Origin of the sequence: Priestia sp. RMT2NF4, from assembly GCF_047872835.1 — a bacterium.
GTDB classification, from domain to species: Bacteria; Bacillota; Bacilli; order Bacillales; family Bacillaceae_H; genus Priestia; species Priestia zanthoxyli.
Window position 1 is genome coordinate 17,926 of sequence record NZ_JBLQZO010000013.1, and the last position, 21,386, is coordinate 39,311.

Genomic DNA, 21,386 nt, shown 5'->3' on the forward strand with positions numbered 1-21,386 from the left:
TAACTATTATTACGTATGTCAAAATAGCTAGGCTTGTGAAAGAAATTCCAGCTTCTCCTTTCATTATTTTAAATGACCTTTTCACTTGAATCATTTATTTTTGAAAAAACTTTTTTGATTTTAAATCTTTTTTAAAAGTTTATTTATAAAGTTTATTTATGCTAAAGATCACCATCAATAATCGAAACTATAGTTCTGGTATAAATCAGGAGGTTCAACAAATATGAGCAAAATGGGAAAAACGATGATTGCTGCATGCAGCGTAGCCATTGGAAGTATTTATGCAACTGGTTATATAAACACTCTATCTGACGCGCAAGCTGTTCAAGTCACACCGGCTCATCATCAGAAAAAAACGAGAGATCAGACAGACAATCAAACGATTGTTAATGATAACTGGGGAGAAGATATCGCTTCTTCTAATAAGCACCCTTCATCAGCGAGTACCGAAAGTTCTGCTCCTAAAACAAAATACAAAGATGGAACGTATTCTGGTCAAGGAAGCAACCGTATCGGAACTGTTTACGTATCTGTGACCATTAAAAACGACCGAATTGATACAGTTGAAATTACACAAGCGGATACTCACTATTCTGAGAGTTACATTGAGGATCTTCCGTCTCAAGTCGTACAAAGACAAAGCTCAGATGTCGACGTCGTGAGCGGAGCAACGCTTAGCACAGAAGATTTTCAAAATGCCGTGGATGACGCCCTTCAGCAAGCAATGAATGCATAAAGGAGAAACGAATGATGTCCATAAAAACGTATAGCCGCTCTGTCTTATGTATGGGAACAACCGTGTCCATTCAAGTAATTGCTCCCCAATCGGAGGAGGCAAATGTCCTTCAGCATATCTCAAAGGCATTTACTATTTTTAAGACCGTCGAAACGACATGCAGTCGATTTGATGCCAAAAGCGAAGTTATGAAGCTAATTAGACATATCAAAGAACCTGTTGCTGTTAGCCCCCTATTATTTGAAGCCCTTCATTTCGCTATCTTAGTAGCAGATGAAACGCATGGAATCTTTGACCCAACGGTAGGAAAACAATTAGAAAAACGTGGTTTTAACGAACATTATTTAGATGGAAAGCCCGTACAAGTGAACGAAGCAGTCGATTCTGGAAGTTATAAAGACATCGTATTGAATACACATAAAAAAACGGTTCTCTTACAAAAACCGATGATTATAGATCTTGGAGCGGTCGCCAAAGGATTAGCTATTGATTTGGCTGCCCACTCCCTTCCTTATCAGCATTTTATGATTAATGCCGGAGGAGACATCCTAGTTAAAGGACTCAATCAACACGGAGATTTGTGGAAAGTCGGGATTCAGCACCCTCAGATTCAAACGCAGTCATTACTGACCTTGCGTGTAACAGATACGGCTGTCTGCACATCAGGAAATTATGCTAGAAAAAATAAGACGCAGCCATTCATGCATCATTTGGTTAATCCCTTATCTCCATCTATTAGAAGCAGTCTAACGAGTTGTACAGCTATTGCTCCTTCTGCCATGCTGGCCGATGCATTATCTACATCAGCTTTTATTTTAGGAGCGGAAAAAGGAGTAAATTTATTGAATGATGCCGACGTACGCGGCGTACTCTTCGATTCTAGTTTCACTCCTTTTTTCACATCAGATATGGAGGAATTAATGAATGATGACCACACGTTCTGAACGAAGAAGCGGTGTTAAATATATTAGTACACCACAAGGTTATATTATTGTAGATGAAAACAAACCAAAAGAAATAAGTCGGTGGGGGCAGCTAGTTAAAACACCTAAAAGATACGTGATGGCTATGCTGCTGCTTTTAACCTTATTAGGTGAATTCAACTCTTCTGCCTTTCAAGGATTAGGACACCTACTACTCGCCGTATGCTCGGCGGCCGCCTTAGATTTAGGATTTTCTTTTGCTTATAAAAAGAAAATTCAGCTTCCTGACGGCGGAATTATTACTGGATTAATTATTGCCTTAGTGCTCAGCACCTCTACACCTGCTTGGGTCACATTTTGCACTGTAGCTGTTGCTATTTTATCGAAGCACTTAGTAAAAGTAAAAAAGAAGCCTATTTTTAACCCTGCTGCTTTTGGTCTTCTCTTTTCACTTATTGTCTTTTCAAGCGGCCAAAGCTGGTGGGGAAGCTTATCTTTACTACCCGTCTGGCTCATTGTATTCGTGTTTGTGACAGGGTACCTTGTGACGAGCAAAGTAAATAAATTCCCTCAAGTATTTGCGTTTTTAGGCGTGTATTTTGCTATTTTTACGATTATGTCATTAATAGGAGTAGGTGATGTAGCGGATGCTTTACGAGCTCCTTTTGTTAATTCCGCTTTATTTTTAGCCTTCTTTATGGTGACGGATCCGCCAACTTCTCCTGCGAAGTATAAAGACCAAATAAAATTTGGGATGCTTGCAGGGGCGATTAGCGCCGTAGATTACTTAGTTTTTGGCGGCCTTGCCTATTTATTAATCGGCCTGTTACTTGCTAATGCATGGAAAGCATGGAAGACTGCAAACAAAAAAGTGACAAAAAAAGCTGCCTAATGACAGGCAGCTTTTTTCATAGCGGAATTTTCACATAAAATTCCGTACCCACGTTTTTTTGACTAAAAACCTTAATTTCTCCGTCATGAGCTTGTACAATCCATTTGGCAATCGCGAGCCCTAAACCTGATCCTCCTTCGGCACGCGCCCGACTCTTATCACTTCGATAAAAGCGATCAAACACATACGGAAGATCTTTCGCTTCAATTCCAATGCCTGTGTCTTTGACAATTAGCGTCATAGAGTGATGATGTTTCTTTAGACTAATATGAATGCTTTCTCCAGGTGGGGTGTACTTAAAAGCGTTGTCTAACAAAATCATACATAGCTGATGAAGTCGTTCTTGATCTCCTCCGAACATTAACGATTCAATTTCCCTTGTGAAATGCAGCTCCTTTAATTCAAATATAGGCTCAAACTGATTAGCTACTTTATCAACTAGCTCACCCATATTAAAGACCGTTTTGTTTAGCAGCTGTGCACTTGAATCAGATCTAGCGAGTGTTAGTAAGTTGCCTACCAGCTTCGTCATCCGCTTTACTTCGTTTAAGCTTTGATAAATGTTTTCGCTTTCTTGCTCAATCGTATGATTTGGTCGTCTAAACAATAGCTCGAGATGCGTTTGCATCACGGAAAGAGGCGTCCTTAACTCATGGGAAGCATCTGCAATAAATTCGACTTGTTTGTTCCAAGATTTTTGAATAGGTACAAGCGCTCGATTGGCTAAAAACAAGCCAGCTACAAGGGAAAGAAGCAGTCCAATAAAAGCTGAAATGACAAGAAGAAAAGCAAGGTGCTCTAAGGTTTGAGTTTCTGGATCTACGTTTAAGACAAGTTGAATTGTTGAAACGTCTTGATCTTTTATATATCCTTCATTTTTCACATTCATCACTCGATAAGCATGACCGTTTACCTCTTGCGACGTTTTGATTTTCCCTTCTGAGAGCGCAGGCTTAAAGTCGTCAATATCGTTTGTATATAACCCTTTTTTAGGTGTAATTTTGATTAATTTTTTATCACTGCTCCAAAGTAAAAACGCAACGCGACGTTCTGTTTCTCTCTCATTGTTTTCCTGAATTTCATGTAAATTTCTTTTTTTAACCTGCTCGCTCATCTCACTTAGCCGATTGTCCGGGTTTAAAAAAATAAGATGCTGCATGTAAAAATATAAAACCACACTAAAAATGCTCAAGATAACCATCAGCACCATTGTGTTAAATAACACAAGCCTGATTCTCGTCTTTTTAAACATGCTCTTCCCCTTTTAACATAAAGCCTACGCCTCTGACTGTACGTACATAATTGTCACAATTAAAAGGCTGAAGCTTCTTTCTTAAATGGTGAACATAAACATCAACTACGCCCACTCCTACATCGGATGTAAAACCCCATACCCGATTAAAAATTTGATCTCGAATAAGGATTTGTTCTTTATTTCGAATAAAATATTCCAAAAGCTGAAATTCTTTAATCGTTAACGTGAGGACACTTCCATTAATCACTACTTCATGATTGGCTTCTCGTATAGAAATGGGACCATATGAAATCATACCTTCTTCTGCCTGCAAGTCCCTAAGCATTACCCTTAACCTCGCAAAAAGTTCAGCCATGGCAAAAGGCTTAACCAAATAATCATCGGCTCCATAGTCGAGTCCTTTCACTCGATCTTCTACACTATCTTTTGCAGTAAGAAAAATAACTTTGGTCAACACCTTTTGTTTTCTTAGTTTTTTTAGTATGTCAAGCCCTGTCATACCCGGCAGCATAATATCTAAAATTAAGGCATCATAAATATTCTGCTCTGCTAAAAACAAACCTTCATCTCCATCAGACGCACAATCAACTTCATATCCTTCTTCTTTTAAGCCTTCTACGATACCGTGTAATAATGAAGCATCATCTTCTACCACAAGTACACGCATATCAAATTCCCCCTTTTGTGATTACCTAAATAATCATTATCTTAGCATGTCACTTTTAAAAATATTTTAAAACTAGCGCGTTATCATCTCTTATACTTTATAAAAAAAGTTATGCCTGCAAGCAGGCATAACTTTTAACTAAACGCTATTTATGATCAGGACGTCGGTAAATGAACACCGCTTCTTTTGGCAGTTTACCAAACAAAAAGCTAGCAAACGGTAAAAGACGATGACATCCCCAAATAATGAGGTAACAGCCCGCTAATGTCAAAATATAACGTGCCAAGATTTCCACGTGAAACATATAGTTGCCTTGTATTGGTACTGCTTTTGCCACAAAGTTTAAAACCATTGGATGAATCAAGTAAAATCCAAACGAGTACATGGCAATATTTTTAACGACCGTCACGGACTTCACAGAAAGCTTTTCAGCTAATATCTCTGCAATTCGGAAGAAGAAATAACTTCCCACGACCAAATAAAGCGTATTAACAGCCTCATACGTAAAGCCTGAAATGTGAATTGTCTTCATTGTGTATAAGTGATAATTTAACAGTGAAATAGCTATTCCCGATCCGAGCGTCACCAGAAATAATACAATATTTGAACGACTGTACTTTTTATCCACTTGTTCGCGATAATAAATACCAATCCAACCGCCGAGTAAAAACGTAGCCATTGTATTTAAAAATAAATTAAATGAAGTGATATGATACGTATTGTTAAGCATTAAATAACCAAGCTGAATGATAATACCAAACAGCCACATGTATTTTTTAAAAATGGTTACTTTTTGTGCTAGCCATACAAAAACCGGCAGCACGAGATACACTTGTACAATTAAAAAGATAAAATGAAGCTGATAGTAGGACTCTCCGCGTAAAATACGTTTCACAATATCAGCTGCATTTAATTCTGTTGCTCCCACATAGTACGAATAAAATTCATAAATAAGTGCCCAAATAACATAGGGAACTAAAATATATGTCACTCTTCGAGCATAATACGTTTTCCATAAAGTCTTTGTTAACGGCTTGTTAATGTAACTATAAAAGAAAACTAAACCTGTGATCACAATGAAGATCCCTGCTTCAATTCGAACAATTCGGTTAAGGAAATGATATTTCTGATAAGCTTCACTTGCAAATGGCAGTACCGTTGCATACGCTGCTGTTACATGTACGAGCACAACCATCATCATAGCGAATAATCGTAAAAAATAAATGGATTGAATATGCTGCTTTTGTTTTTGCTTCACTTTTTCTCTCCTATATAATGTGAAATATACATTCTAGATGAATAATAGAACATTCAATTTTTTCTTATCTTTCCCGTTTTACAAATAAAAAAGCTAATAACATAAAATAAATGTTATTAGCTTTACTCGTTTGTATTTTATCTTTCCTCTTGCTATCACGCAACTGAATTTACAAAAACAATAAAGAACTTGAGTATAAAGGCCTAACTAAGTACCTTTTATTTACGGTGCATTTTGAATTCTAAAAATAATTCATTGTAATAAGCAAGCATTCGTTTGCCTAAGTTATTATATACTTCAAGCTTATTGGTTAGTTCTTCATCCGGATAAAAACGTTCATCTTTCGCTACTTCTTTCGGCAAATAATCTAACGCTTTTTTATTAGGCGTAGAATACCCTACATATTCTGCATTTTGAGCAGCGTGTTTAGGATCTAGCATAAAATTCATGAATTTATGTGCACCTTCTACGTTTTTAGCCGTTTTTGGAATAACCATGTTATCGAACCATAAATTCGAACCTTCTTCTGGAACAACGTAATTCAGCTTATCGTTTTCACTCATAATTTCAGAAGCATCACCTGACCAAACAACGCCAACTGCCGCTTCTTCATTTGCTAGGAGCATCTTAATCTCGTCTCCTACAATGGCTTTTACGTTTGGTGTTAATGTATCAAGCTTTCTTTTTGCTTCTTGAAGATGAGCTTTATTCGTATCATTTAATGAATAATTTAAGCTGTTTAGCCCCATTCCCATCACTTCTCTAGCGCCATCTGCAAGTAAAATTTGATTTTTTAGCTTAGGATCCCATAAATCATTCCAACTCTTTATCTTCTTACCATGAATCATATCAGAGTTATAAACAATACCCACAGTTCCCCAAAAATAAGGAATAGAGTACTTATTGCCAGGATCAAAAGATAGGTCTAAAAAACGCGGATTAATGTATTTTAAATTAGGCAGCTTCGAATGATCAATTGGCAATAGTAAATTTTCTTCACGCATCTTGCTAATCGCGTATTCAGAAGGAACAGCAATATCAAATGTCGTACCGCCTTGTTCAATTTTTGTCATCATTGCTTCATTCGAATCAAAGGTCTGATAAATGACTTTAATTCCGGTTTCTTTTTCAAACTGATTCACTAAATCAGGATCAATATAATCTCCCCAATTATAGACGGTCAGCGTATCTCCTCCAGAGTATCCTTCGGCATTGTTCAAATGATGAACCACATACATAAGAACGAAAGAAAGGATGACGATGAAGATAAACGGCTTTGCTAATTGCTTCATTTTCCAGTCGCCACCCCTTTCGCTTTATTGCTATATCGCTGACTGATAAAGTAATAACCAATTACAATCAGCACGGTAAACATGAAAATAAGAGTAGAAAGAGCATTGATTTTCAGCGAGACCCCTCTTCTTGCTAACGAGTAAATTTCTACTGAAAGCGTGGAAAAACCATTCCCGGTCACAAAGAACGTAACCGCAAAGTCATCCAAAGAGTAAGTTAAAGCCATAAAAAAGCCTGCAAAGATACCCGGACGAATAAATGGCAATACCACTTTCGAAAGTACTTCAAAGCGACTTGCTCCCAAATCACGGGCTGCATCGAGCAGTGTCGGACTCATTTCCTGCAGCTTAGGCAGAACCATGATGACCACAATCGGTACACTGAATGCAATATGCGCTAATAATACCGATATAAACCCGAGCTTTACACCGATAATGGTAAATAGAATTAAAAAAGATGCGCCAATAATAACATCTGGACTCACAATTAACACATTATTAAATGTTAACAGTGTATTTTGAACACGTCTGCGCTTCACGTATACGATAGCAAGTGCTCCTATCACGCCAATAATCGTTGAAATAACCGAAGACAATAGAGCAATAATTAAGGTATTCAAGACAATAATGAGCAAACGTGTGTCTTGAAACACTTCTTTGTACCAATCTAACGTAAACCCTTCAAACTCTCGCATGTTTCCTCCGCTGTTAAAAGAGTAATACATTAAATAAAAAATGGGCGCGTATAAAATGAAAAAGACAAAAAATAAATAAAGGTGGCTGAACTTCCACTTTCTCTTCATTTTACACACCTCTCTTTCCAGTGCCTGTTATGAGCATCATAACGGCCATCGCAATAATTAAAAAGACAGCAATTGTGGCTCCCATGCCCCAATCCTGCGTCACTAAAAAATGTTGTTCAATCGCCGTTCCCAGTGTAATGACGCGGTTTCCAGCAATTAAACGCGTAATCATAAAGAGGGACAGTGCTGGAATAAAAACAGCCTGACAACCTGATTTAACCCCTTCTAGCGTTAGCGGAAATACCACGCGCTTAAATGTCACCCATGAAGATGCCCCCAAGTCTCGCGAAGCGTAGATAAGCGAGGGATTAAGTTCTTCTAAAGAGTTAAAGATCGGCAAAATCATAAAGGGGATAAAAATATACACTGATACAAATACAAAACTAAAGTCAGTAAATAAAATTTGATGAGTACCAAATCCCAGAAATTCAGTAAATTTATTAACCGTACCGTACGTGCCGAATATGCCTAAAAAAGCATAAGCTTTTAATAATAGGTTAATCCACGTCGGTAAAATAATCAGTAGAAGCCAAAGCTGCTTATGCTTAAGCTTCGTTAGTAAATAAGCTGTTGGATAAGAAAAAACCAAGGAAAATAACGTAATTAAAAAGGCATACCAAAATGAGCTCAGCGTCATCTGTAAATAAACAGGGGTAAAAAATTTCTTATAGTTTTCAAGCGTCAGCTCATTATCAATGCTGAAAAAAGAATAATAGACAACTAATACAATGGGAGCAACTACAAAAAGCAAAATCCATAACACATAAGGGACTAAATAAATATTTCTTGATTTAGTTTGCATGGTAATCCTCTTCATAACCTTCGAGTCGCTTATCGAATTCTTCTTCCGTTTCATTAAATCGCATAACGTGAATAGCTTCAGGTTCAAAATATAAACCAATTTCTTCGCCAACCGTTGCCTTTTTTGTAGAGTGGACGAGCCACTCATTCCCTGCATGGTCATAGCCTAAAATTTCATAATGGACTCCTCTAAACAGCTGTGAATCTACACGAACCTGCAGTTTTCCTTGATCGGAGCTTGTAATGGCTAAATCTTCAGGGCGAATCACAATTTCAACCTGCTCATTTCGGTTTAACCCTTGATCGACACATTCAAATTGCTGGCCGCCAAACTCCACTAAAAAGTCAGCAATCATTTTACCTGGTACAATATTTGATTCACCAATAAAATCGGCAACAAAACGATTAATTGGCTCATCATAAATATCTGTAGGTTCCCCGCTCTGCTGAATTCTTCCTTTATTCAAAACAAAGATTTCATCGGACATCGCAAGCGCTTCTTCTTGATCGTGCGTAACAAAAATGAACGTAATACCTAGACGGCGCTGTAATTCCCTTAACTCGTATTGCATTTCCGTACGCAATTTTAGATCAAGAGCTGAAAGCGGCTCGTCCAGCAGAATAACTTCGGGCTGATTTACAATTGCTCGTGCAATGGCTACGCGCTGTCTTTGACCGCCCGACATTTCCTTTATTTCTCTCTTTTCATATCCTTCTAGGTTAACAAAGCGAAGGGCTTCTTTAACTTTTATCCCAATATCAGCATTTTTCATCTTCTTGATTCGAAGACCAAATGCTACATTTTCAAATACATTCAAATGCGGGAAAAGCGCGTAGTCTTGAAAAACCGTATTCACCTGACGTTTGTTAGCCGGGACATCATTAATTCTTTTTCCATTAAAATAAATCGTTCCGCTCGAGGCCTCCGTAAAGCCTGCAATTAATCGTAAAATCGTTGTCTTTCCACATCCCGATGGACCTAAAAGGGTATAAAACTTCCCTTTTTCAATTTCAAAGCTTACATGATCCAATACAACTGAATCATTATCATATTGCTTGGTCACATTTTCAAATTGAATAATTGTATTCGTAGATGTCATTTCACTTCACCTCTTTTGTTCTATAAATAAGACTCTGTCGCCACGATAATTAACTCTGTTATTCCGTCATGAGCATTTAAAATCTGATGTTCTTCAGAAGCTTGAAAATAGATGGTTTCCCCTTGTTTAGCCTCATATATTCTGCCTCCAAGCTTCACCTTCACACACCCGCGCAAAATGTAGCCAAACGTTTCTGAAAGAGAAGGTTCAAATCTCTTAAATGCACCTTTTTCATGAAGAATAAGACGAATTGGCTCCATTTCTTTTTCATTTGATTCATGTACAAGCCACTGAATATGGTAACCTTTTTCATCTTCGCAATAACTCGTGTAGTCTTCCTCTTTATATACAACCTTTTGAACATGCGTATCAATTTCGAAGAATTCTTTCGGTTCGCACCCCAGCACTTCCAAAATACTAAAAAATGTTTCTAAAGACGGCGAACTTAAATCGCGCTCTAGCTGCGAAATATAGCCTTTGCTTAAATCAGTACGTTCTCCTAGCTCTTCTTGTGTTAAGCCTTTTTTTAATCGTAAATTCTTAATTTTCTTTCCTATTTCCATACTCTCGATCCTCAACTGTATTTAAAATTAGCAAACAGCATGAATGATTGTTCATGCTGTTCCAAACTCAAGTTTTGTTTTACTTAACTTAAAGTTTACTTTTAACCTTAAAATATTATACATGAATTATTTTTTAGTACAACCTTAAACACTTAAAAAATAAAAACTCCTTTTATTTAAAAGGAGTTTTTATTTTTATTTATACAACTTATGCGTTTCGTACTGTTTCCCGGATAATGTATCAAACTCAACTTCATGGTAATCTTGAAGGTCTTTTGCAGCTTTATTAGAGAGCGCTGCCGGCTCATCCACTAGCTTTCCTTTTGAGTTTATATACATATTTGAACGAAAAGCCGGCACTTCTGTTTTCATTTGATTCAGCTGATCGTAGAACAGATTACTTTTGTAACCAAGAGATTGAACAAGTGTCGGAGCAATATAAATAGGACTCATCGTACCAAGATTTTTATCTATTTTTGTATCGTAATTAGATAAAAATAAGAGCGGCGTCTCATAAAATTTTTGAGATGTTTGCTGCGTTTTCTCGTTTCCAAAACCCGTTTCTTTGTAAGCTTGAAGGTTTTGTCCAAGTGCTGGCAAATGATCTCCCCAAAATACTACAATGGTCGGCTCATCTAACTTTTGAATTTCATCGTTCAACCGTTTTAAAGCAGCATCTGAACGTTTGATTCCTTCAGCATAAATTTCAATTTCCTTTTGCATTTCTGGTGATAACCCTTTACCGGTTACTTTAATGTTTTCCTGACCATTATACTTATCCGCAGAATAAGGAAGATGATTTGCAATCGTTACAGCATGCACAAATGCAGGCTTTTTCGACTGACGAAGCGTATCGAGTACTTCATCAACTACAGCTTCATCAGAAACAAATTCTTTGTTATCTTTTTGCGTATGCTTCATTTGATCAATAAACTTCACTTGATCAAATCCCAAATTTGGATACACATTTTGTCTCATATAAAGCATGCCGCTGTTTGGATGCATAGCTGTTGTAGCATAGCCTTGTTTTTCTAAATAAGAAACAAAAGACGGATATTCTTTTTTACTCAATACATGCTGATAAGGAAGACCTCCAGGGTTAAAGAAAGACAAAGAGTAGCTCGTCAATGCTTCAAACTCTACATTAGCTGTCTCCCCGCCAAATGAAGGACTTAAAGACCACCCAGAAGGATATTTCTTTTGAAGCTCCCTTGTATTTTTCATTGGATCTTCAGAGAACGTCACGTTAAGCTTTGTTGGATCCCAAAACGTTTCATTCATTACAAACACGACGTTTGGCTTGACTTCAGTCCTGCTTTCTTGTGTTTTCTCTTCCTTTGACTGAATGCGTTTTGCCACTTTGGCCATTACTTCCTGTGAGTAGTCATCCGGCTCTTGCAGCACATCTGTTTTAACATTTGAAATCATGCCAATAACAGGTCCATTATAGTAATAATTATTTTGCTGATTCCAAGGCATCAGCGCAGCATATTGATCATAATATTTTTGAGCAAACGAGTGTTCAAAGAATAAAAATGATTTCATTAAAAAGATAAGCGGCAGAATCATAATAATTCGAAGAAACCATCGAATTTTAATTTTCGGCAAGAAAAACCAAAGAGCGATCAGTACGACAATAGATCCAATAACTCCTATGACAATAGGAATTGAAATCGAATCTTTAATCATCGGAATAACTTCTTTTAACTGACTTGCCTGAATAAAATCGTTCGGGAACAATGGTTCATTTCGAAAGATTTTTTTATAATAGTTTACAAGAGCTAAAATAAAATACAGAACAAAGGTAATTCCAGCCCCTAAATAAGCTTCCCCTACTAGCATAATGATCGCTAGTGTTAACAGCGAAAGTAAAAAGACCGTAAAAAGATAGCGTTCAGGGTATGCTTGCACCCACTCTATTGTTTTGCCTGGATTATGTATATCAATATGATAGATAACAAAAACCATAGCAGAAACGGCTGCTACCGCAATTGAAAACACAATTGCCGTAAAAATGGCGTACCACTGCGAACCTTGTATTCTCTCTATCTGATTAAATCGAAGCAGCAAATAGAAAGTGAGCGCCCATAAGACAAGTGAGCATCCCCCTATTAATACGACGAACCCAGCTGTATGGATTTGGGCCCAGTCAAACAATATCTTTGTGTCATTTGATATATTAAGCATAACAACACTGTATAAAAAAACGCTAAGCAGCCCATACGCCACCAGCATTGGCAAAGAACGATACAAATGTTTAAACATAACCTTAAGCCTCCTATTTACAATATCTTAACACTTTTAATATGATTTTAACATTCCTATCTCTCTCGCTTTCACGCCTAATTTTCCCATGATCATACCACTAACATTTCCCGAGAAATTTCACACAAAAAAAGCCCGCTTTTCTTATGAAAAGACGGGCCTCTTAGCCGTTTTATACATATGTAAAAATTGCTGTTATGAACGCTCTTTCACTGCTTCTGCTTTTAGCAGATCACGAATTTCTGTTAAGATCTCTTCTTCTTTTGACAGAACAGCCACTTCTTCCTCTACTTTCTCTTCTTCTTTTCTCTTAAAACGATTAAAGAAACGAATAAATAAGAAAATCGAGAATGCAACAATTAAGAAATCAACAATTGTTTGAATAAAAGATCCATATAATACCGTAGCATCTCCAACCGTAAAGGATAAATCTTTAAAGTCTATCCCTGCTAACAACAAACCAATCAGCGGCATAATAATATCATTTACAAGAGACGTGACAATTTTTCCAAATGCAGCTCCAATAATAACACCGACAGCTAAATCTAATACATTTCCTCGCAAAGCAAACTCTTTAAATTCTTTAAGCATCTGTTTATTCCACCTCCTGCCCTTCATTTCAAACTTTCATGATAATACATCCTAAATTAAACAGACAAGGTGCATTTTCATTTTTCTCTTTTTCATGAGATATGTACCAGACCTTTAGTTGTATTTCTGCCCAGATTTTCACTTTATATTCGCATGTAAAAACGCACTTTCAGTTTTCATTCAGGTAAGGTTCATGTTCAGTCCATTTTTCTTTTATACACTAATAGCATGTAATTCATCAAATATGTAATCGAACAATAGAGGAGATGGCTAGAACGTGAGAAAAATTCTAATGCGAGCAGCGGCTTTGTGTCTCGCAGCTATTATCAGTATTTCTTATACAGCAAGCACGGCGGACGCAAGTGAAAACACAGCAAGTGAAGATTTAATTATTATTAATAAAAAAACAAATCAGCTTGCTTATTTTCATAACGGAAAGTTAGAAAAGACGTATTCAGTAGCTACGGGAAAAACATGGAGCGATACGCCGGTAGGCTTTTTCAAGATTGTTAACAAAATTAAAAATCGCCCTTACTATACAGGGCACATTGCAGGAGGCGCTCCTAATAATCCTCTTGGCTCTCGCTGGCTAGGGCTTAATGCAAACGGAACAACCGGCGACACATACGGTATTCATGGGAATAACTCAGAAGCTAGCATTGGCAAATATGTAAGCCACGGCTGCGTACGGATGCACAATGCGGATGTGGAAGAACTATTCGATAAAGTAGCAGTAGGAACATCTGTAACTATTACGTATTCATCAAAAACCTTCGAAGAGCTGGCAAAGGTATATGGCTACGGACAGCTGTGAAAAATAAAAGCTTATCCAAAAAATGTGGATAAGCTTTTATTCTTCTTTATTCCCATACATGAGCTCCGTACTATGTGAATATAGCTCAATAATATTCCCAAACGGATCTTCGCAATAAATTAAGTAATAAGGTTTTCCAGGTCTTGTATTCCATACTTGGCTACGCTTTTTACCGCCTGATTGTTCGATTTTATCCGCTAATTTTTCCACGTCATCGACTATTAAACACATGTGAAAATAACTTTGATACTGCTCATCGCTGTCTTTTAATACAAGAGGCATTTGCGGCTTATTAAATTCAAACAGTTCAATGCCTACCTGGTTATCAGCTGTCATGTGAGCATTTTTCATTTTTTTAATATGAGACCCTAGTAAATCTTGAGTCATATTTTCAGCTTTTTCTTCCTCCGCATTAAACGTATAAGGACCGGCAATCAGCTTAAAACCTAAAACTTTCCCATACCACTGGACGGCTTCTTCTACATCAGGTACAGCTAATCCAACGTGAGTAATAGCTACCATTTTATCATCCTCCTATACACAAACATTCCCTTTCTACAAAAAGAAAAACAGCCCATTTAAAATGGACTGTTTACACGTATTAGAGTCATTTACGATTTTAAAGCATTATATTGAGCAATGATTTCTTTTGTTAAATTATTACTTGCCTCTAACCCACTGACCTCTTTTAACACATACTCAATACCATACTCATGAATATTCGCTTGAAGCTTCATAGCCTCTTTATCTTCTTGCGGGTCAAATAGAAGCGCAGCAGCGATGGCCTTCGCTAAGTGGGTATAAGAAAGGCCCGCTTTTTTTGCTTCTAGCGCTGGACGAATCAAACGATCCTGAGGTCCAAGTTTGCGAATTGGCGCTCTTCCTACCCGTTTAACTGAATCATTTAAATGAGGATTCTTAAAACGCTCAATAATTTTTACGATGTAGGCTTCGTGTTCCTCTCTATCTAAGTCATATCTTTTAATTAGATAGTCTCCTGTTTCTCGTAGCGTTTGCTGTACTTGTTGGTAAATATCTGAATCTCTTAACGTTTGATCAATCGTTTCTTTTCCTTTTAAATAACCAAAATATGCAATCACCGCATGTCCTGTATTTACTGTAAATAGCTTTCTTTCAATAAAAGGAGCAAGGTCAGGCACAATCGTCATTCCTTCTACAAAAGGAATATTTTCAGGTGCCTCTACTACCCATTCATAATAGGATTCTACTAAAACATCAAGCGAACCTTGGTTGTGTTGAAGAGGTACGATACGATCTACAGCTGAATTGAAGAAAAAGACCTTATTTACCATATGAGCTTTTGTCTCTTCATCCAGCGCATCAAAAATATAGCCTTTTAATAAATCTGTCGCAGAGATTTGATTTTCACATGCAATAATATATACCTTTTCGTCGCTTGTTTTCACACGCTCAGCCAAACCTTTAGCAATTAAAGGAGCAATGCGAGGCAGAACGTTCGGTCCGATGGCTGTCGTAATGTACGTTGCTTCTTTAATCGCTTTAATGACTGCTTGTTCTTGCGTCAGATTATTTAAACCAGATACGTTTTGAACAGCTAATGTCTCTGGGTGCTCTGCGGCTGTTATTACGTTATACCCTTCATCTGTGTTTAACTGATTAATAATCTTTTCAGCAATATCTACGAATGTAACGTGATAGTTGCTTTGAGAAAATAATGCCCCAATAAATCCTCGCCCAATATTACCTGCTCCAAAATGAACTGCTTGTTTCACAAAAATCATTCCTTTATCAAATTATTTCGAAGGTACTCATGAAACGTATCCTCTAGCCTTTTGCGAATTATCTCTTCGTTCGAAGACGAAAAAACCATCATTGCTTCATGATCTTCAATTAAACTTGTACTAATTAAACTTAAGATTTCTTGCTGTACTTCACTTAACTCCTCAGGTGCTAGCATTAATAGAAGGTTACGCGCCTGCATGTTTGTTCCGTCCATACCTTTAACTGTGCAAGGCTGTTCTAAATGTGAAACTTGAAAAATCAGCTCTTTCACGTGATGTTCACGGCAATGGAACAGTGCCATACTCGTTTGCGGAATACCTAAACCGCCTTTGTTTTCTCGTTCCTTAAGCTGATCAATAACGCAGCTGGCATTGGTTATTAAACGTTCTTTTTCAGCTGCTTTTACTACGTGCGAAATCACTTGATCATGACTCACTGCATCCGAAAATCGATACATTCTAAGGTTTTGAAGAATTGATTCGATACTTCCATGCACATCTTTAATTTGCTTCATCGTTTCCTCAAAAGACGGTTTTTGTGTAGAGACGGTCTTATTTTTATATTGGAACGAACGATAGCCCTTATCTTTGGTTAACTTTTGAATGTTTTTCTGTAAAAAATTCTGAACGGACTGAATATCCTCTTCGGTTAAGAGTGGATTGACTAAAATGTAATCGACATTTAAAAAAGGAAGTCTTACTGTTGAAATCACTACGTCATACCCTTCAAGCGCCGCTTCTTTGATTTCTTTTACCGATTTAATGACAACTGAATTAATCTCCGGAATCTCTTTACGAATACGGCTAGCTAACATTTTCGAAGTGCCGATTCCAGTTGGACAGACAATCAGTGCCTGAATTTCCATGACTTCTTCTTTTAGCACTAGCGTTGAACCGAAATGCAAAACAAGATATGCCACTTCATCATCTGGAAAAACTAAATCCGGCAGCTCTTGATCGATACTGTTTCTCACAGCCATAAATAAAACAGGGTACTTTTTCTTAATCTCTTCCGTTAATGGATTAAAAAGCTCCATTTTTTGCTTAAGACGAAAAATTGCCGGTTCCATATGAGCAAGCAGCCCTTGGTAAAGGGAAAAATCACCGGTCAAGTCGGTGTTAAGCTGAACAGAAACATGAGAAATCATATTCTTAATAATCTGCCCAACCACTACGCTGTCGTAATATACGTCTCTAGTAGTTTGGAACTTAGCTGCACGTAGCCGTACTGCTAAGAAATGAATATCTTTTTCCGTGAAAGAAAGAGAAAATACCCGTTCAATTTCGCGGCAAATATCCTTCATTAAGAACAGTTCACTCGCCAGCTCTTCCGTTTGGCCGCCGTCGTCTTCTAGATACATTTGCTTTTTCGTTCGCTGTATCATAATGCAAATATGAACAATGAGCCCTATATAATCGCTGTCAGCCAGCTTAGAATGATGCTGATTAATCGCTTGATGTACAATTCGGTCTACTTCTGCTAAATAATTCGGATAAAAATAATGCAAAATCGTTTCATCCGTATGCTGGTGATTTTCTACTAGAAACAAACATTCAATTAACTCTTCATTAAAGTGGACAAGAAAATAATTGGCTAATGCGTTCCGTTTATTGGCTTCAGTAGCTTGAACCTCTACTCCGACCCCTCTCTTTCGATGAAGGAAAACGTCAAATGTGGTTAACCACTCTGTTAATTCATCTAGATAAGCAGTTAGTGTAGTAATACTTACTTCTAAGTCTTTAGCCAGCGTTTGTAATTTAAATGAATCTCCTTCTTCTAGAAGAAGAATTAAAAGAATTAATTTTCTTTCCTGTGGAGACTGATCCGTCGTTTTAATCTTCATCAGCTCTTGGATAAGACGAAAAATTTGTTCATTTTTACCTTCAATCATTAGTCCTTCATCTTGTGTACGAATCAGCTTTAAATCAAATTTTTCAAGTATTGATTCAATTGCCTTCAAATCTCGGTGAACGGTTCTTACACTTACATTCAAAAAAGTAGCAAGTGTAAGTGCTGTATGCTTTCCTGCCGTTTTAATAATTAACTCAATGATTGATTTTTCTCTTGAAGTAATAAACAAGAACATCAACTCTTTTCTTATTTATAAACAAAGGATAAAAAGGCATCTTCATGCCTTTCTATCCCGTTAGTTACTTTGAATAATAGCCATTAATTCTTTAGCTGATTTGGCATGAACCATCTTTTCAATATTGTTCATATCAGAACATGTAATCGCGATACCAGATAAAATTTCTAAATGGGTGCCGTCTTTTCCGGCAATTCCGAAAATCAAACGAACTTTCTCACCATCAAAATCAACGCCTTCTGGAACTTGAATTACTGTAAAACCTGATCTTAAAACGTTCTTTTTCGCTTCTTCCGTACCGTGCGGAATCGCTACGTCATTTCCCATATAAGTAGAAGTCATATTGTCTCGCTCAATCATCGCTTCAACATAGTTTTCTTCTACATATCCGCCTTTTACTAACACACTTCCTGCAAATCGAATTGCTTCTTCCTTAGAAGAAAAGTGCTGATTCAAGAAAACGTTTTCTTCTTTTAATAAACCATCATTACTATCTGTATAGTTTTCTGCAGATACGTTCTTTTCTTCTTCCGCCTTAGAAGTAGTATGATCATTTTTTAGTTGATCAATTAGTTTGTCATATTCCGGGCTAGATAGAAAGTTATCCACCGAGATATGATACGCATCTGGAACTTTGTTTTGAGCTCTTGGCGTTAGCTCTTCCTGTGTAATAACGATTTGAGCATCACTTGGAATATTACTGATAGCTGTATTTGTTACCGAAATATTTAAATCTGCTTGTTTAACTTTCTTGCGAAGAAGAGAGGCGCCCATTGCACTCGATCCCATACCTGCGTCACAGGCAAAAACAATTTTTTGAACGCTTGCTGGTACGTCGCCTTGCTGTTTTGTAAAGCTTCCTGCTACAGAGCTCTTCTTGCCCTTCATCTCTTGCATTTTGCGAGCTGCTTCGTCCAAATCTTCTGTTTGCTTGCCCGTTTTTAAAATTAACGAACCTACAATAAACGATACGACGGCTGCAACAAGAACACCTGAGATATTTGCAACATAGCTGCCTGCATTACCTGGTGTAGCAGCTAAAATAGCCAAAATACTTCCTGGTGAAGCAACGGCTTGTAAGCCTCCTCCTAAAAGAACAAATGTAAATACTCCGCTCATTCCTCCTAAAATAGCCGCAATGATTAGAAGAGGACGCATTAAAACGTAAGGGAAGTAAATTTCGTGAATTCCGCCAATAAAATGAATGATGGCCGCTCCCGGTGCTGACTGTTTTGCTGTTCCTTTTCCAAAGAAGCAATACGCTAACAGAATTCCTAATCCCGGACCAGGATTTGTTTCTAATAACAATAGAATGGACTGTCCGTTTGTTCGAATTTGTTCTGCTCCAATCGGAGATAAAATGCCGTGATTAATGGCATTGTTTAAGAATAAAATTTTAGCTGGTTCAATTAAAATACTTGTAAGAGGAAGAAGGCCATGTGCAACCATCCAATCTACACCCACTACAAGTGCACCTGTAAATCCGTCCACAGCTGGGCTAACTCCTAAAAAGGCTAGAATCGCTAGAATTCCTCCAAGAATACCTGCTGAGAAATTATTAATTAACATCTCAAATCCTGTTTTGACTTTACCTTCAATAAACTGGTCAAACTTCTTGATGATATAACCGCCCAGCGGCCCCATAATCATAGCGCCTAGAAACATCGGAATATCAGATCCAACAATGACGCCCATGGTCGCGATAGCACCTACAACGCCTCCGCGCTGATCGTGTACAAGCTTTCCTCCTGTGTAGCCGATTAGCAGCGGAAGCAAATACTTGACCATTGGATCCACTAGTTTGGCAAGGCTTTCATTTGGAAAAAAGCCTGTTGGAATAAATAAAGCAGTAATAAGTCCCCATGCAATAAATGCTCCGATATTTGGCATAACCATTGAACTTAGAAAGTTCCCAAATTTTTGTACAGCTACTTTTATATTAGATTGAGCCATTTGCTCTCTTCCTTTCTCTACGTGATGATACTTTAATCGTAAGAGATTAAACGCTTTCATTCAATGAATAGGAAAACTAACTTTGTCGTACCACAGACGGACAAAGCTTTTAATTACATAAAAAAGCAGCTGAATTACACGAATTCAGCTGCTTTCTAACTTAATATTTATCTAATTCACTTACAGGAGATTGAATAATAACTGGATTTTTCTCTGGATTTAACCATTTTAAAATAGAGACAACTTGTTCTTTAGAAGTGGCCGTACATCCTGCTGTATAATTTGTTCCTACATGAAAGAAGATTGCACTTCCCTTTCCTGGGGTTCTAGATTCATTATAATTAATGACAAACCCATAATCATAAGCCGGGATATCCATGTTCTCAGCGCTCGTCCAGCGGCCATTCGCTGGCTTTTGCTGCCACGTATTATACAGAGAGCTTTTTGAATCGTCTACCCACACATCATTTGATGTAATCTTTCGATATGGAAGCTTAGTTCCAGGATTTGCATAGCGTCCGAATGCTGTGCCAATTGTATATTTCCCTGTCGGAGACTCCATATCTCCTTCTTTTTTCGCTAAAGCGAATCCTTTTTGTCCAAGTACACCGTTCGCAGTTAAAACTTGCTTCCATTTTCCATCAACTTTTTCAAATGTTTGAATTTTAGCAGACTTCGTATCGTAGTTATCTGCTGTAACCAAGATGAATTGCTGAGCGTTGCCTAACGTTTTAAAAGAATCGACTACGAGCTTTGGAGACGCTGTAGCTGAAGCCTGTACATAGTCACTTCTTACATAGCCTGTGCGGCCGTTATAGTTAATTTTGTACCAGCTTCCGCTTTTGCTCACCACAGACAGCTTCTGGCCTTTTGTCACACTTCCTATAGATGCGTAGTTGGTGCCTGCTCCGCTTCTTACGTTCAGCGTGCTCGCCGTTACTGTGTACGTTGTGCTTTCTGCTGGTGGCGTTGTTGGGGCCGTTGTTGTTCCCGATGCTTGTACATAATCGCTGCTTACGTAGCCCGTGCGGCCGTTGTAGTTAATTTTGTACCAGCTTCCGCTTTTGCTCATCACAGACAGCTTCTGGCCTTTTGTCACACTTCCTATAGATGCGTAGTTGGTGCCCGCTCCGCTTCTTACATTCAGCGTGCTTGCCGTTACTGTATACGTTGTGCTTTCTGCTGGTGGCGCTGTTGTTCCTGATGACTGTACATAATCGCTGCTTACATAGCCTGTGCGGCCGTTATAGTTAATTTTGTACCAGCTTCCGCTTTTGCTCACCACAGATAGTGTTTGATCTTTTACTACGCTGCCGATAATCCCGTAATTCGTTCCCGCTCCGCTTCTCACATTTAGCTTGCTTGCCGTTACTTTATATGTAACTGTTGCTGCATATGCCTTTTCTTGATTTCCCCCAATTGAGCCAAAGCCAGGCGTTACAGCCGTTGCAAGCGTAGCTGTTAACGCCATCCCCACCATTAATTTTTTCAACTGCTTTCCCTCCATTTATTCCTTATAAAATTCTACTATTTTCTATTCTTAATTCATTATCTTACCATATTCCAAACGAAGGGAAAGGGTCAATAGATGCTTTTCACACGGCCTATAAAAAAAGACAGACC

The 21,386-nt window shown here is 37.7% G+C and carries 19 protein-coding genes; 4 read left to right on the forward strand and 15 right to left on the reverse strand.

Annotated features, from left to right (window positions below; genetic code table 11):
- Positions 1–223: 223 nt before the first annotated feature.
- The 3 genes from ACMX9J_RS26125 to ACMX9J_RS26135 are packed head-to-tail and all read left to right on the forward strand — an operon-like array spanning position 224 to position 2,551.
- Entirely contained in the window at positions 224–736 is a 513-nt protein-coding gene (locus tag ACMX9J_RS26125; RefSeq protein ID WP_098113856.1) for an FMN-binding protein, read from the forward strand.
- 11 nt (positions 737–747) lie between these two features.
- Positions 748–1,680, forward strand: a complete 933-nt coding sequence (locus ACMX9J_RS26130) for an FAD:protein FMN transferase (protein ID WP_176345091.1) — start codon at positions 748–750, stop codon at positions 1,678–1,680.
- Positions 1,661–2,551 carry an RnfABCDGE type electron transport complex subunit D gene (locus ACMX9J_RS26135; RefSeq protein WP_224980826.1) on the forward strand — a complete coding sequence of 297 codons (891 nt, stop codon included), beginning with the start codon at positions 1,661–1,663 and terminating at the stop codon, positions 2,549–2,551. Before ACMX9J_RS26130 ends, ACMX9J_RS26135 begins: the two co-directional genes overlap by 20 nt.
- A 16-nt stretch (positions 2,552–2,567) precedes the next feature.
- Here the strand turns inward: ACMX9J_RS26135 and ACMX9J_RS26140 are convergent, their stop codons facing one another.
- The 10 genes from ACMX9J_RS26140 to mscL all read right to left on the reverse strand — a co-directional run bounded on the left by ACMX9J_RS26140 (position 2,568) and on the right by mscL (position 13,146).
- Positions 2,568–3,803, reverse strand: a complete 1,236-nt coding sequence (locus ACMX9J_RS26140) for a sensor histidine kinase (RefSeq protein WP_033580797.1) — start codon at positions 3,801–3,803, stop codon at positions 2,568–2,570.
- Positions 3,796–4,473, reverse strand: a complete 678-nt coding sequence (locus ACMX9J_RS26145) for a response regulator transcription factor (RefSeq protein WP_028411890.1) — start codon at positions 4,471–4,473, stop codon at positions 3,796–3,798. The genes ACMX9J_RS26140 and ACMX9J_RS26145 overlap by 8 nt, the downstream gene beginning before the upstream one ends.
- Before the next feature lie 145 nt (positions 4,474–4,618).
- On the reverse strand, positions 4,619–5,731 hold the full coding sequence (locus ACMX9J_RS26150; protein WP_028411891.1) for an acyltransferase: 1,113 nt from the start codon (positions 5,729–5,731) through the stop codon (positions 4,619–4,621).
- Between the two features lie 218 nt (positions 5,732–5,949).
- On the reverse strand, positions 5,950–7,023 hold the full coding sequence (locus ACMX9J_RS26155) for an ABC transporter substrate-binding protein (protein WP_028411892.1): 1,074 nt from the start codon (positions 7,021–7,023) through the stop codon (positions 5,950–5,952).
- Positions 7,020–7,826: an ABC transporter permease gene (locus ACMX9J_RS26160; protein WP_028411893.1), complete on the reverse strand. Its 807-nt coding sequence runs from the start codon at positions 7,824–7,826 to the stop codon at positions 7,020–7,022. Before ACMX9J_RS26160 ends, ACMX9J_RS26155 begins: the two co-directional genes overlap by 4 nt.
- A 1-nt stretch (position 7,827) precedes the next feature.
- Positions 7,828–8,628, reverse strand: a complete 801-nt coding sequence (locus tag ACMX9J_RS26165; RefSeq protein WP_028411894.1) for an ABC transporter permease — start codon at positions 8,626–8,628, stop codon at positions 7,828–7,830.
- Complete coding sequence (locus tag ACMX9J_RS26170) at positions 8,618–9,727, reverse strand: ABC transporter ATP-binding protein (RefSeq protein ID WP_028411895.1); 1,110 nt, start codon at positions 9,725–9,727, stop codon at positions 8,618–8,620. Before ACMX9J_RS26170 ends, ACMX9J_RS26165 begins: the two co-directional genes overlap by 11 nt.
- 20 nt (positions 9,728–9,747) lie before the next feature.
- Positions 9,748–10,290, reverse strand: a complete 543-nt coding sequence (locus ACMX9J_RS26175; RefSeq protein WP_028411896.1) for a helix-turn-helix domain-containing protein — start codon at positions 10,288–10,290, stop codon at positions 9,748–9,750.
- Positions 10,291–10,485: 195 nt separating this feature from the next.
- Complete coding sequence (locus ACMX9J_RS26180; RefSeq protein ID WP_416226399.1) at positions 10,486–12,555, reverse strand: LTA synthase family protein; 2,070 nt, start codon at positions 12,553–12,555, stop codon at positions 10,486–10,488.
- A 195-nt stretch (positions 12,556–12,750) separates the two neighbouring features.
- Positions 12,751–13,146, reverse strand: coding sequence for a large conductance mechanosensitive channel protein MscL (mscL, locus tag ACMX9J_RS26185; RefSeq protein ID WP_028411898.1), 396 nt, complete (start codon positions 13,144–13,146; stop codon positions 12,751–12,753).
- A gap of 277 nt (positions 13,147–13,423) precedes the next feature.
- Here mscL and ACMX9J_RS26190 point away from each other — a divergent pair, with 277 nt between their 5' ends.
- Positions 13,424–13,960, forward strand: a complete 537-nt coding sequence (locus ACMX9J_RS26190; RefSeq protein ID WP_416226400.1) for a L,D-transpeptidase — start codon at positions 13,424–13,426, stop codon at positions 13,958–13,960.
- Between the two features lie 36 nt (positions 13,961–13,996).
- Here the strand turns inward: ACMX9J_RS26190 and ACMX9J_RS26195 are convergent, their stop codons facing one another.
- From ACMX9J_RS26195 to ACMX9J_RS26215, 5 genes are all read right to left on the reverse strand, one after another.
- Positions 13,997–14,482, reverse strand: coding sequence for a VOC family protein (locus ACMX9J_RS26195; protein ID WP_034271333.1), 486 nt, complete (start codon positions 14,480–14,482; stop codon positions 13,997–13,999).
- Positions 14,483–14,571: 89 nt separating this feature from the next.
- Positions 14,572–15,714, reverse strand: coding sequence for a mannitol-1-phosphate 5-dehydrogenase (locus tag ACMX9J_RS26200; protein WP_028411901.1), 1,143 nt, complete (start codon positions 15,712–15,714; stop codon positions 14,572–14,574).
- A gap of 5 nt (positions 15,715–15,719) precedes the next feature.
- Complete coding sequence (locus ACMX9J_RS26205) at positions 15,720–17,810, reverse strand: BglG family transcription antiterminator (protein WP_033580794.1); 2,091 nt, start codon at positions 17,808–17,810, stop codon at positions 15,720–15,722.
- Between the two features lie 60 nt (positions 17,811–17,870).
- A complete protein-coding gene (locus ACMX9J_RS26210; RefSeq protein WP_028411903.1) occupies positions 17,871–19,763 on the reverse strand; it encodes a PTS mannitol transporter subunit IICBA in 1,893 nt (630 codons plus the stop codon).
- A gap of 160 nt (positions 19,764–19,923) precedes the next feature.
- Positions 19,924–21,255 carry an SH3 domain-containing protein gene (locus ACMX9J_RS26215; protein WP_416226401.1) on the reverse strand — a complete coding sequence of 444 codons (1,332 nt, stop codon included), beginning with the start codon at positions 21,253–21,255 and terminating at the stop codon, positions 19,924–19,926.
- Positions 21,256–21,386: the final 131 nt, after the last annotated feature.